Source organism: Cobetia sp. MC34, from assembly GCF_018340035.1.
Lineage (GTDB): Bacteria > Pseudomonadota > Gammaproteobacteria > Pseudomonadales > Halomonadaceae > Cobetia > Cobetia amphilecti.
Genome location: NZ_JADPPY010000001.1, coordinates 252,577 through 266,325, shown reverse-complemented (window position 1 = coordinate 266,325; position 13,749 = coordinate 252,577). Strand labels below are relative to the sequence as shown.

Here is a 13,749-nt window from a genome sequence, read left to right as displayed (position 1 = left end):
GCTCCCGAGGGAGCGGCCGTGTTGTTTTCTGGAGCAGTCACTGGAACCCGTCGGGCGTATTACAGATAGAGCCAGGTCGCCAGCCCCAGGAAGGCCATGAAGCCGATCACGTCGGTCACGGTGGTCAATATCACGCTGCCGGAGAGGGCAGGGTCGATATTGAGCTTCTTGAGCAGTACCGGCAGCAGCGTACCCGTCACGGCGGCGATCAACAGGTTGATCATGATCGCGGCGCCGATGATGGCCCCCAGCTGGACATCCCCGAACCACACGATGGCGATGCCCGCCACCACCACGGCCCATAACAGGCCGTTGAGTCCCGCGACGATGACCTCGCGCTTGAGTAGCCAGCGGACATTGCCGCTCTTGACGTGCCCCAGCGCGATGCCGCGAATCAGGACGGTGAGTGCCTGAGAGCCCGCGATGCCGCCCATGCTGGCGACGATGGGCATCAGTACGGCCAGCGCGGTGATCTTCTGGATGGTGCCTTCGAACATGCCGATCACGGCGGAGGCCATGAAGGCGGTCAGCAGGTTGATGCCGAGCCAGACGGCGCGGCGCCATGAGGTTCGCATCACCGGAGAGAAGGTGTCTTCGTCCTCATCCATCCCCGCCATCGACATCACCTGGTGCTCGGCGTCGCCGCGGATGACGTCGACCACGTCATCGATGGTGATGCGACCCAGCAGGTTGCCATCGCCGCCGACCACGGGCGCCGAGATCAGGTCGTGCTTCTCGAACAGTGAGGCGACTTCGGTTTCCGGCATCAGGGCCGGAATCACCACGCTGTCGGTGTCCATCACTTCGCGCACCGTGACGCCGGGGTCCGAGACCAGCAGGCGATTGATGGGCAGCGCACCGATGAATTCATCACGGCGTGAGACGACCAGCAGGGTATCGGTGGAGTCGGGCAGGCGCTCGTGGCGGCGGATGTAGCGCAGCACCACATCCAGGGTGATGTCCGGACGAATGGTGATGGTGTCCGTGTTCATCAGGCCGCCGGCGGTGTCCTCCGGGAAGGACAGTACCGTTTCGACGCGCAGGCGCTCCTGCGCCTCCATGGAGTCGAGGACCTCGAGAATCACCGCATTCGGCAGGCGCTGCAGAATGTCGGCGACATCATCCGGTTCCAGGTTCTCGGTGGCGGCGAGAACGTCGACGGCGTCCATGTCCTTGAGGAAGTCGGTCTGGATGTCTTCGCCAAGGTATTGAAGGACATCGCCCTGCAGCTCGGCATCGACCAGCTCCCAGAGCAGATTACGCTCCTTGGGGGGCGAGGATTCCAGCAGGTGGGCCACGTCCACTGGCGCGAGGCCGCGATTGAGCATGCGTCTTGCCTGTTCCAGCTCGCCGCTTTCCAGCGCCTGTGACAGGCGATCAAGTCTTGGCTTGAGTTTACGAGACGTCTTGCTCATCTGTCGGCTTCCCCTGTCGACATGAAGGACAGCGCTGATTCTACCATTGGCGTAGGGGGGCGCGTCGACAAAAGAAAACAGTGTTTCTTATCGAAAGGACAATCCGCGTTCCGCTACTGGCGAAAAAGCAGCGTTGCATGGCTGCCAGGCGCAAGGATAGGTGTTGGGATTGGTACAAGGGTAGGCGCAAGGACAGGTGCAAGAACAGGCACAGACATCCTGCGTGAGCAGTGATGGAGCTGCCCAAGGAAGCTGCGCGAGGGGCTGACCGAAAAGGGGGAGGGCCTAAAGGAAGGCTGTGCGCAAAGGGTGAAAGGGGCAAGGAGGCGAGAGCCAGACGAATGAGCCGCGATGCACATCCCTGATGTACAGCGCTAACACACAGCGCAAATGCACAGCGCTGTCAGTGGCGGTTATTCGTCTTCCTCGAAACGCGCTTCGAACAGCGCCTCGATGGCCAGCATCGCCTCATCGGCCTGTTCGCCCTCGACATCGATCAGCAACGTGGTGCCGCAGGGGGCGGCCAGCATCAGCAATGCCATCACATTGGCTGCATTGGCGCGTCGCTCGCCATGGCTGACCATCACCGTCGCGCAATAGGGCGCACAGCAATTGACCAGCTTGGTGGCAGCGCGGGCGTGCAGCCCGCGGCGGTTGGTCAGCGTCAGCTCACGAGAGGCCATCGCGATGCTCCTGCTGATGCTCCTGCTGATGCTCTTGCTGATCACCTGTCTCACCCGCGTTGCTCAGCGCGGTATGGATGCCCAGCTCGCGGTGACGCAGGCGCACCTCAGGTAGGCGCTCGGCAAAGTAGCTCGCCAGCTGCTCGCACAGGTAGACGCTGCGATGCTGGCCGCCGGTGCAGCCCACGGATACCGTCAGGTAGCTGCGGTTGCTGTCCTGATAGGCGGGCAGCCAGCGTTCCAGCCAGCCAGCGATATCGTCATGCATCGCCTGGACGGTGGGGTAGCGCTGCAGGAATTCGGCCACGCTGTCATCGCGACCGGTATCGCCGCGCAGATTGATGTCCCAGTACGGGTTGGGCAGGCAGCGGGCATCGAACACCATGTCGGCATCGGTCGGCACGCCATGCTTGAAGCCGAAAGATTCAAAGGTCAGCGTCAGGTGGCGGGAGCTGTGCTGGGCGACCTGCTCGGTGATCCGCGAGCGCAGGTCGTGCACGCTCAGGTTGGTCGAGTCGATGACCAGATCGGCCTTCTGGCGGATGGGAGCGAGCGTCTTCTGCTCGATCTCGATGGCCTCGGCCAGGGTGTGGTCGTTGTCGCGCGTCAGAGGGTGACGACGACGGGTCGCCGAGTAGCGTTCCAGCAGCACCCGCGAATCGGTGGTCAGGTAGACGACCTGCACGTCCATGCCGCTCTGGCGGACGTTGTCGAGCAATTCGGGGAAGCGGGTCAAGGCTTCCGGCAGGTTGCGGGCATCGATGGAGACCGCGATGCGCCGGCGCGCCGGGCTGTCCTTTTCGAGCTGATCGACCAGTGGCGCCAGCAGCATGCCGGGCAGATTGTCGATGGCATAGTAGCCAATGTCTTCTAGCGCCTGGAGAGCGATGGATTTCCCGGAGCCGGAGCGGCCGCTGATGATCACGATCTTCATGAAGTGCTCTCCAAGGGCGAGGTCAACGTCGAAAGAATGCAGGGGTGGGGCAGAAGGCTGCCCGCTATCAGTGCGCTGTACGTCGGCCGATGGGAGGCCAGCAAGACGAAAGCCCGGACGATGTCCGGGCCTGTCATTCAGCGCGCCGGTAATTCGGCGATGGCTTGGGTCAATGCCTCAAAGAGTGCACGCTGGCTGTCTGCCTGGCGCAGGGCCGAGCGATTGGTCGGGGAATTGAGCAATTCCGCGACCTGCCCGAGCAGCGTCAGATGAGTTTCATCCGCTTCCTCAGGCACCAGCAGCACGAACAGCAGATCGATGGGTTCTCCGTCGATGGCATCGAAGTCGATGGGTTCACCGAGCTTCAGAAACGCAGCGATTGGCGTCTTGCAATGCGGGCTGCGTGCATGGGGCACGGCCACACCGTGGCCAATGCCGGTCGACCCCAGTCTCTCGCGCCCGATCAGGCGCGAGAAGACTTCCTGGCTATCCAGGCTGGGAATGTTCTGTGCGATGAAGGTGCTGAAGAATTCAAGCACCCGCTTCTTGCTCCCCCCGGGGACACCGTAAAGCGTGCGCTCGGGGGGAAGGATCTGATCAAGTGTCATGGCTGAAGGTCAACGGGTCCCGGTGCCCTGAGAGCGAGCCTGGGACTTTTCCTTGTGTTTGACCAGCTGGCGATCCAGCTTGTCGGCGAGCGCGTCGATGGCAGCGTACATGTTGGGGTCTTCTGCCAGGGCGTGGAGGTCAGCGCCTGCCGCGTGCAAGGTGCAGGCAGCCTGCTGGCGCTCCTTCTCGATCGACAGTGTCACCTGAACATTGGTGATGTTGTCGTAATGCCGTTCGAGGCGAGCGAGCTTCTCGTTGACGTAATCGCGGAGAGGATCGGTAAGTTCCACATGATGCCCGGTGATATTCACTTGCATGGACACGCTCCTTTATCCAGCGGGTTGCCATTCAATTGTAACCCTTTTTGACTACGAGCAAACCCTGATCGGACGCTCTGCAACAGGCTTGACGGCCACCGTCTGGCGATGTTTTCGCACCCTTGCCAGTGGCGTCAGATGTCGTGAGCGTCTGTACCGACAATGCCCAAGCTTTGCGCAAAGATCAACGCTGCGCTGCATCGTGGCTCAGTGCTTGTCTTCAACTCATTGAGGGGTAACGGAGTGGACTTCAAGGGCACGTCTGGTGGGTGGTGCGTGAAAGACGCGCAAGAAGGCGGGTTTTCGTCGCCAATGCCTGCATGTACGTCGCCTTTCAGGCGCTTCGATTGCGTGGAGCAAGCGGCGTTCCGGGAGGTTCTCCGGGTGTCATCCAGGTGCAATACGCGCAAAAGTGACTTTAAAAACATGCGATTGACGGTGAATGACGCTGCCGGAACGGCGGTTTTTTACCGTCATCCTGCGCGCCGTCATGGCCCATGACGGGCAATTGATGAGCGGTTGACGGCATGACCGAGCGCGCGACAGGCGTACCGCTGCCCGCGAAGTCAGAGGCTGATGAGCGGAAAATCCAGCGCTTGAGGTTGGCGGCGGCTGCCATTGTGGAGGTGAAAGCAGGGCATGGCAGCCGCAGGTGACGCCTCAGGCCAGACGCTTGCGCTCGCTGGAGGAGGGGATGCCCATCGCCTCGCGATACTTGGCCACGGTACGGCGTGCGACCTCGATGCCATCGCTGGCGAGCAGATCGACCAGCCGCGAGTCGGAGAGAGGCTTGCGGGCCGGCTCTTCCGCGATCAGCTTGCGGATGCGGGCACGAATGGCGGTGCTTGAGTGGGCGTCGCCACTGCCGCTGCCACCGACCTGGCTCGAGAAGAAGAACTTGAGCTCGAAGACGCCGCGCGGGGTGTGGATGTACTTCTGGGTCGTGACCCGCGAGATGGTCGATTCGTGCATCTCGACCACTTCGGCGATGTTGGCCAGAATCAGCGGCTTCATGCCTTCCTCGCCTTGCTCGAGGAAGTCGATCTGGCGCGCCATGATCTCGCGGCCGACCTTGAGCAGGGTGTCATTGCGTGATGACAGGCTCTTCATCAGCCAGCGCGCTTCCTGCAGGTTGTCCTTGAGGAAGGTGTTGTCGGCGGACTTGTCGGCACGCTTGATCAGCGCGGCGTATTCCGGCTGGATGCGCAGCTTGGGCAGCGCTTCCGGGTTGAGCTCGACCTGCCAGCCATGGCGGGTATGGCGCACCAGCAGATCAGGGATCACGTAATCGCTGGCGGGCTCGCCCCAGGCGGATGCCGGACGCGGATCGAGCGCGCGTACCAGGCGGATGACGTGATCCAGCTCGTCATCGTCAAGGCTCAGGCGGCGCTTGAGCAGCTTGCGGTCATCGTTGCCCAGTGCCTCGAGGAATTGACGTACCAGGCGGCGCGCCTGCGCCAGCAGCGGCAGGTCATCCGGCAGCAGTGCCAGTTGCAGCAGCAGGCATTCGCGCAGATCACGGGCGAAGACGCCGGTCGGGTCGAACTGCTGCAGACGCAGCAATACCTGCTCGAGTTCGGAGGCCTTGAGGCCGGGCAGGCCCTGGCCGCGCAGGCCATCGACCAGCTCATCGAGTGACAGACTCAGATAACCGGCACCGTCGACGGCATCGATCAGGCTCTCCGCCATCTGGCGTTCACGGCCATCGAGGTCGGTCATCGCCAGCTGCCAGCGCAGGTGGTCCTGCAGGCTCTCGACGCTGGTATTGCGATCGAAGTCCGGCCCTTCTTCGCTCCCGCTGCCACTGCCGGAGCTGGTCAGGCTACCGGCGTGGTCCTGGTAGAGGTCCGACCAGTCACTGTCGAGGGGGTATTCCTCGGGAATCTCGCTCGAGGAGTCGGCAGTGGAGATCTCGCTCGAATCCTGTGTCTCGACGACATCCAGCGACTCGTAGTCCTCGTCGAGCTCCAACATGGGGTTGGACTCGAGGGCTTGCTGAATCTCCTGACGCAGGTCGAGCGTCGACAGCTGCAGCAGCTGGATCGCTTGCTGGAGCTGCGGCGTCATGGTCAGCGAGGTGCCGAGGCGGAGTTGCAGGGTGGGTTTCATGGAGTCAGTCAATTCACGGCAAAGGAACGTGCTTACTACGCTATACCGTGACTCGGGGCACTGACAAGTGGTTGTCGTGAATATTCAAGCAACTTGCATGCCATGTTTCCACCAAGGTGGTATGGACGTCATGCATGCGTCTGATGTCAGACATGAAAAAGCCGCTACGCGATAAAATCACGCAGCGGCTTTCGAAGCTTTTACCTCGCGAGGACTCAGCGCAGCCGCTGACCCTAGAGCGTGAACTCGTGGCCCAGGTAGACGTCGCGCACCTGCTGGTTGGCCAGGATGGAGTCCGCGTCACCGTGGGCGATGATCTGGCCATCGCCGACGATATAGGCGGTGTCACAGATATCGAGCGTCTCGCGCACATTGTGGTCGGTGATCAGCACGCCGATGCCACGATCGCGCAGTTGGCGCACGATGCTCTTGATCTCGCCCACCGAGATGGGGTCGACGCCGGCGAAGGGCTCATCGAGCAATACGAAGTCCGGCTCGGTGGCCAGTGCACGGGCGATCTCGACCCGACGACGCTCGCCGCCGGACAGGCTCATGCCGGCGCTGGCGCGGATGTGCGTGATGCTGAATTCCTCGAGCAACTCTTCAAGGCGTGCCTTGCGGCCATTGCGATCCAGGTCCTTGCGGGTCTCCAGAATCGCCATGATGTTGTCGGCCACCGACAGCTTGCGGAAGATCGACGCCTCCTGCGGCAGATAGCCGATGCCGGCACGTGCACGCTGATGCATGGCGGCAGCGGAGAGGTCCTTGTCATCGATGGAGACGTTGCCGGCATCGGCGCGCACCAGCCCGACGATCATGTAGAACGAGGTAGTCTTGCCGGCGCCGTTGGGGCCCAGCAGGCCGACGATGTCGCCCTGGCGGATCTCCAGCGAGATGTCCTTGACCACCTTGCGGCCCTTGTAGGCCTTGGCCAGATGGCGAGCGCTCAGCGTACGCGGAGTAGCAGCAGTCATGACTCAGTTTTCCTTGCTGGCATTGGCGCCGCGCGGCGTCAGAGTCATGTGCACGCGACCGCCTTCGGTCTGCTGTGCCGTCTTGCTGTTGTTGGCGTTCACCTGGCGCTTGTCGAGGAAGTACTCCACGTAGCCGCCTTCGAAGGTGTCATCGCCTTTCTCGAGACGCGCATTGCCGACCAGTTCCACGCGGCGCTCCAGCGCATGGTAGCGGATGGTGTCGGCCCAGCCCTTGACCAGCTTCTCGTCGGGCGCGGGTTGCTGTTCCAGGTAGGCACGCTTGCCGGTGGCCTTGACCAGCGAGATCTCGCCGCTGCCGGCGCGGCTGATATCGACGCGGCTGGCATCGAGTTTCATGCTGCCCTGGCGCATTTCCACCTGGCCGGTGTAGGTGGCGGTACCGGCCTTGTCATCGAGCGACAGGGCGTCCGCGGCGATGTTGATCGGCTGGCTGGCATCGCTGTCCAGCGCCATGGCGGCCGGGGCGAAGGTGGACATGCCCAGTGCCAGGCAGAGCGCCATGACACCGCTGTTGAGGGTCTGGCGACAGGCCGTCAAGGGCTTGCGAGTCGTGGAAGTCATGGTGGCTCCTTGGCATGACGGGGTCGCCGCCCGAGCAATGATGCCATCGAGCGGCAGAGAAGAAGGTGTTGCGGCGCGGGTCATGGCGTGACGGCCAGCCCGGCGGGTTCATTCACCGCTGGCAGGCGCTGCCTCGAAGGTGCTGTTGACGCGCCCATCATCGGAGGTGGTGCTGTCGGTGCCCGAGTCGATGCGCTCGGCTTCCTTGCTGGCCTCGCTCTGGCCCGTGCCGGGTTGCAGGACGCTGCGAACACGGCCCTGCAGCACGGCGGAGTCCCGGGAGAGGTCGGCGCTGAAGCTGTCGCTTTCGACATGCTGGCCATTCTGGGTGATCACGACCGGCACGTCACTCCAGGCGCGATTCTGATCACGGCTGTAGTGCAGGACATCGGTATCGAGGGTCCAGCGGTCATCGGGCTGGCGCAGTCTGGCATTGCCCTCGAGGGTGAAGGTGTCGCCGCCGGCACTCAACACGCCACTGTCACCCGTGGCATACCAGCGGCGGTCTTCACTGTCGTTGGTGCGAATCTTCGGGGTCTGCGCCCGGGTCACGTCATCGCCTGGCGTGTGCTCGATGTGCGGCGAGGTCATGGACTGGATCGCCACGCCGCGCGCATCGAAGCGTGTCATGTCTGCCCCGTCGAGATAGTAATCCGGCTCACTGCTGTCGACCTCGACATTGACGGTCGATTCCAGGCTGTTGCGCTGCTCGATCAGCGCCAGCACGCCACCGACGAGCAGCAACAGCAGCATCAGCCAGAGACGTGGAGAAGGGCGGGGCAGACGTAACATCAGGGACGCGACTCCTGCAGGTAAGTATCCAGCACCGAGGCCCAGTGGCCCTGCGCCTTGAGCAGCAGATCACAGAGCTCGCGCACGGCGCCATCGCCGCCCTGGCGTGAGGTGACCCAGTTGGCCTCGCTCATCACGTAGGCCATGGCGTTGGGCACGCTGACGCCGAGACCGACACGACGAATGGCCTCGCGGTCCGGCAGGTCATCGCCACAATAGGCGACCTCTTCCAGCTCGATCCCGTGCTCGCGGCACAGGTCGGTCAGCGCGACCAGCTTGTCTTCACGGCCCTGGATGACATCCTGAATGCCCAGTTCCTTGGCGCGACGCTCGACCATCGGCGAGCTGCGGCCGGTGATCAGCGCGACGCGAACGCCACTGCGCAGCACCAGCTTGAGGCCATGGCCATCCTGGACGTGGAAGGACTTGGTCTCGACACCGTTGGCATCGTAGTGCAGACGGTTGTCGGTGAGCACGCCGTCGACATCCAGCGCCAGCAGACGCACACGGCGTGCGCGGTCGATGATGTCCTGCGGATATTCTTCGCTCAGGGAATTCGTGTCGCTCATGGTCTTTATCCTCGCACTCCGTGCATGCTTGACGCTGTCCTGTGAACGGCGCTGATGGGCGTTGAGCGGTAGCGTCTTGCCGGGACGATCTGCCGTCGAACAGAGACAGCGAACGCCCGCGGGAGTTCAGATCACGCCGCTGGCCAGCAGGCCGTGCATATGGATGGCTCCGATGGGGTGCTCATCCTCGTCACAGACTACCAGAACGCTGATGCGGTTTTCTTCCATGATGCGCACCGCTTCGGCGGCCAGCATGCTGGCGCGCACGGTCTTGCCGCCGCGGGTCATGACATCATCGACCTTCAGCGCGCGCAGATCGCCGTGCTGGTCGAGGGTGCGGCGCAGGTCACCATCGGTATAGACGCCGACCAGGTGGTCGTCATCATCGATCACGCAGGTGAAGCCCATGCCCTGACGCGTGATCTCGAGCAGTGCATCGCGCAGCGGGCTGCCGAGTGCCACGCGCGGCAGGGCGTCGCCATGATGCATCACGTCCTGGACACGCAGCAGCAGGCGTCGACCCAGGCTGCCGCCCGGGTGGGAAAGGGCGAATTCCTCGGCAGTGAAGCCGCGGGCCTCCAGCAGTGCCACCGCCAGGGCGTCGCCCATCACCAGCGCAGCGGTGGTCGAGGCGGTGGGTGCCAGATTCAGCGGGCAGGCTTCCTGGGCGACGCTGGTGTCCAGATGTGCCTCGGCGTCACGCGCCAGGGTCGAGCCGGGCTTGCCGGTCATCGAGACCAGCGGGGTGCCCATGCGCTTCAAGAGCGGCAGCAGCGCCGTGACTTCGGCGGTCTCTCCGGAATTGGACAGCGCCAGCACCACATCGGCCGGCGTGATCATGCCCAGGTCGCCATGGCTGGCTTCACCGGGGTGGACGAAGAAGGCCGGCGTGCCGGTGCTGGCCAGGGTGGCGGCGATCTTGCTGGCGACATGGCCGGATTTGCCCATGCCGGTGACGATGACGCGGCCCTTGGTCGCCAGCATCAGCTGACAGGCGCGGTCGAAGTCGTCATCGAGATGGCTTTCGAGCGCGGCGATGGCCGCTTCTTCAATGGCGAAGGTGCGGCGGGCGCTGGCGCGAAAATCCGCCTGGCTGGCCGGCGTCTCATCGGCGACGGACTGGCTGGCGGCGGTCTGACTTGACGCAGAAGTGCCAGGCGCGGTGGCGTGCGGGGTGCTGGAAGGCTCGGTCATGATCGAATTGTTGCCTGTGGTTGGCCAGGGCTCAAACCGCGCGGAAAGGGCGTGTCATTCCGCGCGGCGGCGTGGCAAACGATGATGAAGACGCTGCCGTCAGCGAGTCAGGCTGATGGCAAGCCAGGCCGTGTAGGCCAGATAGCAGGCGAGCAGGATAACACCTGGGCCGCGACCGATGCGCCCACGGCGCTGCCAGATGAGCAGCGCGGCCAGCAGCAGCGTCAGCCCCAGCATCACCGGATAGTCGCGGCTGATGGCGCTACCATCCACCGGGCCCGGCGCCAGCAGGCCCGGCACGGGCAGCACGGCGAGGATGTTGAACAGGTTGGAACCGATGACGTTGCCGATGGCGATGTCGTGATGGCGCTTGAGGGCGCTGGCCACGCTGGCGGCCAGCTCCGGCAGGCTGGTGCCGATGGCGATCACGGTCAGGCCGATGATCAATTCCGGCACGCCGAGTGCCTGGGCGATGTCGGTCGCTCCCCACACCAGCGCACGCGAGCTGGCGATCAGCACCGCCAGCCCGACCAGCAGCCAGAAGATGGCGCGTCCGGTGCTCATTTCGGGCACGTCATCCTGGCTTTCCGCCTCGCTCGGCGAATCGACCTTGAACAGCCACACCAGCGTGAAGACCAGCAGGGCCAGCAACAGGATGCCATCGAGACGCTCGAGCCCGCTGTTGGACAGCGCATAACCGCCCAGCGCCGTGGCCGCCAGCAGCAGCGGCAGCTCGCGGCGCACCAGCCCGAAATGCACCGGAATCGGGGCGATCAACGCCGTGACGCCGAGCACCAGGCCGATATTGGCGATGTTGGAGCCCAGCGCATTGCCGGTCGCGATATCCGGAGTGCCATCAAGAGAGGCCATGATGGAGACGACGATCTCGGGGGCAGAGGTGCCGACGGAGACGATCGTCATCCCGATCAGCAGTTTGCTCATCCCGGCGCGCCACGCAGTGGCCGCGGCTCCTTCGACGAAGCGATCAGCACTCCAGACAAGACCAATCAGGCCGATGACGACTGCAAGGATGGGATATAGCATCAGAACTCTCGGGGCAGGGGGCAGGGCGGTGGCGTATCGCCGGGAACCGCGCCATTAAACGCATCCCCCCAATCCTTTGCAAGACAGCGGCCATGTTCCCATTGTCGAGCGTGTTGCCGAGCGCTTTGTTGAGCGCGTCACCACCCGCGGCACGGCTCTGTTGCCTTGATGAGACTGGCGGCACAGGGGTGGGTTCGGATACGATGTTTGCTAACTAACTTGATCCTTGGATCCCATGACTCGGACATTCGACCTGTTCGCGAGCCGACTGCGTGTGGCTCGTCACGGCGAAGGTCCCTCACAGCGGATGCTTCTATGACTGATTTGCCCGGTCAGACCGCAACCCGGACGGGTGCGGACGGCCAGGATGCGCAGGCTTCTTCACGCGGCGCGGCAGGCGAGATCAATCTCGATGACGCCCTGATTCGTGTCGAAGGCCTGCGGTTCACCCGTGGAGAACGCGAGATATTCTCCGGCATCGACCTCAAGATCCCGCGCGGCAAGATAACCGCCATCATGGGGCCTTCCGGTACCGGCAAGACGACACTGCTCAAGTTGATCGGCGGCCAGTTGACGCCCTCGGCGGGGCGCGTCGAGATCGCCGGCTTGCACGTGCACGGCCTGTCGCGGCGCGAGCTGTTTCGCATGCGCCGTCGCATGGGCATGCTGTTTCAGAGCGGTGCCCTGTTCTCCGACCTGAGCGTGTTCGAGAACGTCGCCTTCCCGCTGCGCGTCCACACCGATCTCCCCGATGCGATGATTCGTGACATCGTGCTGATCAAGCTCGAGTCCGTCGGGCTGCGCGGCGCGCGTGAATTGATGCCGGCCGAACTCTCCGGCGGCATGACGCGGCGTGTCGCACTGGCGCGAGCCATCGCGCTGGACCCGGACCTCATCATGTACGACGAGCCCTTTGCCGGGCAGGACCCCATCTCGATGGGCGTGCTGGTCAATCTGATCCGGCGCCTCAATGATGCGCTGGGCATGACGGCGCTGGTGGTCTCGCACGACATCAAGGAAACGCTGACCATCGCCGATTACGTCTATGTGATCGCCGATGGCAAGGTGATGGCGCAGGGCACCCCCGAGGCGCTGAACGCCGAATCGGACCCGCGCGTGGCCCAGTTCATCCACGGCAAGCCGGATGGCCCGGTGCCCTTCCATTATCCCGCCCCGGACTTCGCCGGCGACATTCTCGATGGTCGCGAATCGGCAACCCGCAGGAGAGAGTCATGAGTGGTCTGAATCGTGGCCCGCTCGGGGCCATCACGTCACTGGGCCGCAGCAGCATCGACGTGATCGCGGCCATCGGGCGTGCCGGCATGCTGCTGGTACAGGCCGGCATCGGCATTCCGTCCCGTGAGGGCATCGGCCTGTGGGTGCGGCAGATGCACTTCGTCGGTGTGCTGTCGCTGGCCATCGTGCTGGTCTCGGGGCTGTTCATCGGCATGGTGCTGGCATTGCAGGGCTACACCATTCTGGTCGGTTTCGGCGCCGAGGAGGCGTTGGGGCAGATGGTGTCGCTGTCACTGCTGCGCGAGCTGGCGCCTGTGGTCGCGGCCTTGCTGTTTGCTGGTCGTGCAGGGTCGGCGCTGACGGCGGAGATCGGCCTGATGAAGGCCACCGAGCAGTTGACCAGCATGGAGATGATCGGTGTCGATCCGCTCAAGCGCATCGTCGCGCCGCGCCTGTGGGCCGGTTTCGTCTCGCTGCCACTGTTGACCATCGGCTTCAGTGTCGTCGGCATCTGGGGCGGCAAGCTGGTGGGGGTCGACTGGCTGGGCATCTACGAGGGCGCCTACTGGAGCAGCATGCAGTCGAACGTCGATTTCATCGGTGATGTCATGAACGGCGTCATCAAGTCACTGGTCTTCGGGCTGGTGGTCAGCTGGATCGCCGTCTTCCAGGGCTATGACCTGATCCCGACCTCGGAAGGCATTTCGCGCGCCACCACACGTACCGTGGTTTATTCATCTTTGGCGGTGCTGGGACTCGACTTTGTCCTCACGGCCGTCATGTTCGGAGAGATTTGATGAAACGTACCCGCATGCTCGAGTTCGGCGTGGGCCTGTTCATACTCGCTGGTTTCCTGGGAATGGTCTTCCTGGGGCTGCGTGTCAGCGGCGTCACGTTCCAGCAGGCCGATGACACCTTCGTGCTCAATGCCAACTTCTCAGGGATCGGAAGCCTCAAGGCGCGGTCAAAGGTCACGATGGCAGGCGTTGCCGTCGGCAGCGTCGAGAAGATCGAGCTGGACCCGAAGTGGTTTGACGCCCGTGTCACGATGAAGCTCGACAGCAGCCTGCGTGGCAAGCTGAGCAAGGACACCACCGCCGCCATCCTGACGTCCGGCCTGCTGGGCGAGCAGTACATCGGCCTGAGCACCGGGGGAGACCCGGACGTGCTGGAGGACGGCGACACCATTCGCGATACCCAGTCTGCACTGGTGCTGGAAGAGTTGATCCAGCAGTTCGTGTCCAATTTTTCGAAGAGCTGATTCTCGATGCGCTGTTCATCGCAGTGAAGG

General features: G+C 63.5%; 15 protein-coding genes. 3 read left to right on the top strand and 12 right to left on the bottom strand.

Annotation, left to right across the window (positions count from 1 at the left end):
- Positions 1-59 precede the first annotated feature (59 nt).
- From mgtE to IZU87_RS01125, 12 genes are all read right to left on the bottom strand, one after another.
- Entirely contained in the window at positions 60-1,415 is a 1,356-nt protein-coding gene (gene mgtE / locus IZU87_RS01180; RefSeq protein WP_043332561.1) for a magnesium transporter, read from the bottom strand.
- Between the two features lie 413 nt (positions 1,416-1,828).
- Positions 1,829-2,098, bottom strand: a complete 270-nt coding sequence (locus IZU87_RS01175) for an HPr family phosphocarrier protein (protein ID WP_043332560.1) — start codon at positions 2,096-2,098, stop codon at positions 1,829-1,831.
- Positions 2,085-3,032, bottom strand: a complete 948-nt coding sequence (gene rapZ, locus IZU87_RS01170; protein ID WP_213113426.1) for an RNase adapter RapZ — start codon at positions 3,030-3,032, stop codon at positions 2,085-2,087. The genes IZU87_RS01175 and rapZ overlap by 14 nt, the downstream gene beginning before the upstream one ends.
- A gap of 137 nt (positions 3,033-3,169) precedes the next feature.
- Complete coding sequence (locus IZU87_RS01165; protein WP_043332557.1) at positions 3,170-3,640, bottom strand: PTS sugar transporter subunit IIA; 471 nt, start codon at positions 3,638-3,640, stop codon at positions 3,170-3,172.
- A gap of 9 nt (positions 3,641-3,649) precedes the next feature.
- Positions 3,650-3,958, bottom strand: a complete 309-nt coding sequence (gene hpf, locus IZU87_RS01160; protein ID WP_043332555.1) for a ribosome hibernation-promoting factor, HPF/YfiA family — start codon at positions 3,956-3,958, stop codon at positions 3,650-3,652.
- A 660-nt stretch (positions 3,959-4,618) separates the two neighbouring features.
- Positions 4,619-6,067, bottom strand: a complete 1,449-nt coding sequence (locus IZU87_RS01155; RefSeq protein WP_054555105.1) for an RNA polymerase factor sigma-54 — start codon at positions 6,065-6,067, stop codon at positions 4,619-4,621.
- 233 nt (positions 6,068-6,300) lie between these two features.
- Positions 6,301-7,041: an LPS export ABC transporter ATP-binding protein gene (lptB, locus tag IZU87_RS01150; protein ID WP_043332551.1), complete on the bottom strand. Its 741-nt coding sequence runs from the start codon at positions 7,039-7,041 to the stop codon at positions 6,301-6,303.
- Positions 7,042-7,044: 3 nt separating this feature from the next.
- Entirely contained in the window at positions 7,045-7,623 is a 579-nt protein-coding gene (gene lptA / locus IZU87_RS01145) for a lipopolysaccharide transport periplasmic protein LptA (RefSeq protein WP_225347607.1), read from the bottom strand.
- Between the two features lie 108 nt (positions 7,624-7,731).
- Positions 7,732-8,415 carry an LPS export ABC transporter periplasmic protein LptC gene (gene lptC / locus IZU87_RS01140; RefSeq protein ID WP_213113425.1) on the bottom strand — a complete coding sequence of 228 codons (684 nt, stop codon included), beginning with the start codon at positions 8,413-8,415 and terminating at the stop codon, positions 7,732-7,734.
- Positions 8,415-8,984, bottom strand: coding sequence for a KdsC family phosphatase (locus IZU87_RS01135; protein WP_052384400.1), 570 nt, complete (start codon positions 8,982-8,984; stop codon positions 8,415-8,417). The genes lptC and IZU87_RS01135 overlap by 1 nt, the downstream gene beginning before the upstream one ends.
- Before the next feature lie 126 nt (positions 8,985-9,110).
- Positions 9,111-10,178, bottom strand: coding sequence for a KpsF/GutQ family sugar-phosphate isomerase (locus IZU87_RS01130; protein WP_213113424.1), 1,068 nt, complete (start codon positions 10,176-10,178; stop codon positions 9,111-9,113).
- Between the two features lie 99 nt (positions 10,179-10,277).
- A complete protein-coding gene (locus IZU87_RS01125; RefSeq protein ID WP_043332549.1) occupies positions 10,278-11,222 on the bottom strand; it encodes a calcium/sodium antiporter in 945 nt (314 codons plus the stop codon).
- 315 nt (positions 11,223-11,537) lie between these two features.
- Here IZU87_RS01125 and IZU87_RS01120 point away from each other — a divergent pair, with 315 nt between their 5' ends.
- From IZU87_RS01120 to mlaD, 3 genes are read left to right on the top strand one after another with little or no spacing between them, the layout of a single operon-like run.
- Positions 11,538-12,458 carry an ABC transporter ATP-binding protein gene (locus tag IZU87_RS01120; protein ID WP_082388135.1) on the top strand — a complete coding sequence of 307 codons (921 nt, stop codon included), beginning with the start codon at positions 11,538-11,540 and terminating at the stop codon, positions 12,456-12,458.
- Positions 12,455-13,255 (top strand): lipid asymmetry maintenance ABC transporter permease subunit MlaE, encoded by an 801-nt coding sequence (mlaE, locus tag IZU87_RS01115; RefSeq protein WP_043332547.1) that lies wholly within the window; start codon positions 12,455-12,457, stop codon positions 13,253-13,255. Before IZU87_RS01120 ends, mlaE begins: the two co-directional genes overlap by 4 nt.
- Positions 13,255-13,719, top strand: coding sequence for an outer membrane lipid asymmetry maintenance protein MlaD (mlaD, locus tag IZU87_RS01110; RefSeq protein WP_043332545.1), 465 nt, complete (start codon positions 13,255-13,257; stop codon positions 13,717-13,719). Before mlaE ends, mlaD begins: the two co-directional genes overlap by 1 nt.
- The last annotated feature ends 30 nt before the right edge of the window (positions 13,720-13,749 follow it).

What these genes read in the sequence shown, in the direction of transcription:
- mgtE (WP_043332561.1), bottom strand. Translation starts at nt 1,415, where the DNA reads ATGAGCAAGACGTCTCGTAAACTCAAGCCAAGACTTGATCGCCTGTCA.
- IZU87_RS01175 (WP_043332560.1), bottom strand. Translation starts at nt 2,098, where the DNA reads ATGGCCTCTCGTGAGCTGACGCTGACCAACCGCCGCGGGCTGCACGCC.
- rapZ (WP_213113426.1), bottom strand. Translation starts at nt 3,032, where the DNA reads ATGAAGATCGTGATCATCAGCGGCCGCTCCGGCTCCGGGAAATCCATC.
- IZU87_RS01165 (WP_043332557.1), bottom strand. Translation starts at nt 3,640, where the DNA reads ATGACACTTGATCAGATCCTTCCCCCCGAGCGCACGCTTTACGGTGTC.
- hpf (WP_043332555.1), bottom strand. Translation starts at nt 3,958, where the DNA reads ATGCAAGTGAATATCACCGGGCATCATGTGGAACTTACCGATCCTCTC.
- IZU87_RS01155 (WP_054555105.1), bottom strand. Translation starts at nt 6,067, where the DNA reads ATGAAACCCACCCTGCAACTCCGCCTCGGCACCTCGCTGACCATGACG.
- lptB (WP_043332551.1), bottom strand. Translation starts at nt 7,041, where the DNA reads ATGACTGCTGCTACTCCGCGTACGCTGAGCGCTCGCCATCTGGCCAAG.
- lptA (WP_225347607.1), bottom strand. Translation starts at nt 7,623, where the DNA reads ATGACTTCCACGACTCGCAAGCCCTTGACGGCCTGTCGCCAGACCCTC.
- lptC (WP_213113425.1), bottom strand. Translation starts at nt 8,415, where the DNA reads ATGTTACGTCTGCCCCGCCCTTCTCCACGTCTCTGGCTGATGCTGCTG.
- IZU87_RS01135 (WP_052384400.1), bottom strand. Translation starts at nt 8,984, where the DNA reads ATGAGCGACACGAATTCCCTGAGCGAAGAATATCCGCAGGACATCATC.
- IZU87_RS01130 (WP_213113424.1), bottom strand. Translation starts at nt 10,178, where the DNA reads ATGACCGAGCCTTCCAGCACCCCGCACGCCACCGCGCCTGGCACTTCT.
- IZU87_RS01125 (WP_043332549.1), bottom strand. Translation starts at nt 11,222, where the DNA reads ATGCTATATCCCATCCTTGCAGTCGTCATCGGCCTGATTGGTCTTGTC.
- IZU87_RS01120 (WP_082388135.1), top strand. Translation starts at nt 11,538, where the DNA reads ATGACTGATTTGCCCGGTCAGACCGCAACCCGGACGGGTGCGGACGGC.
- mlaE (WP_043332547.1), top strand. Translation starts at nt 12,455, where the DNA reads ATGAGTGGTCTGAATCGTGGCCCGCTCGGGGCCATCACGTCACTGGGC.
- mlaD (WP_043332545.1), top strand. Translation starts at nt 13,255, where the DNA reads ATGAAACGTACCCGCATGCTCGAGTTCGGCGTGGGCCTGTTCATACTC.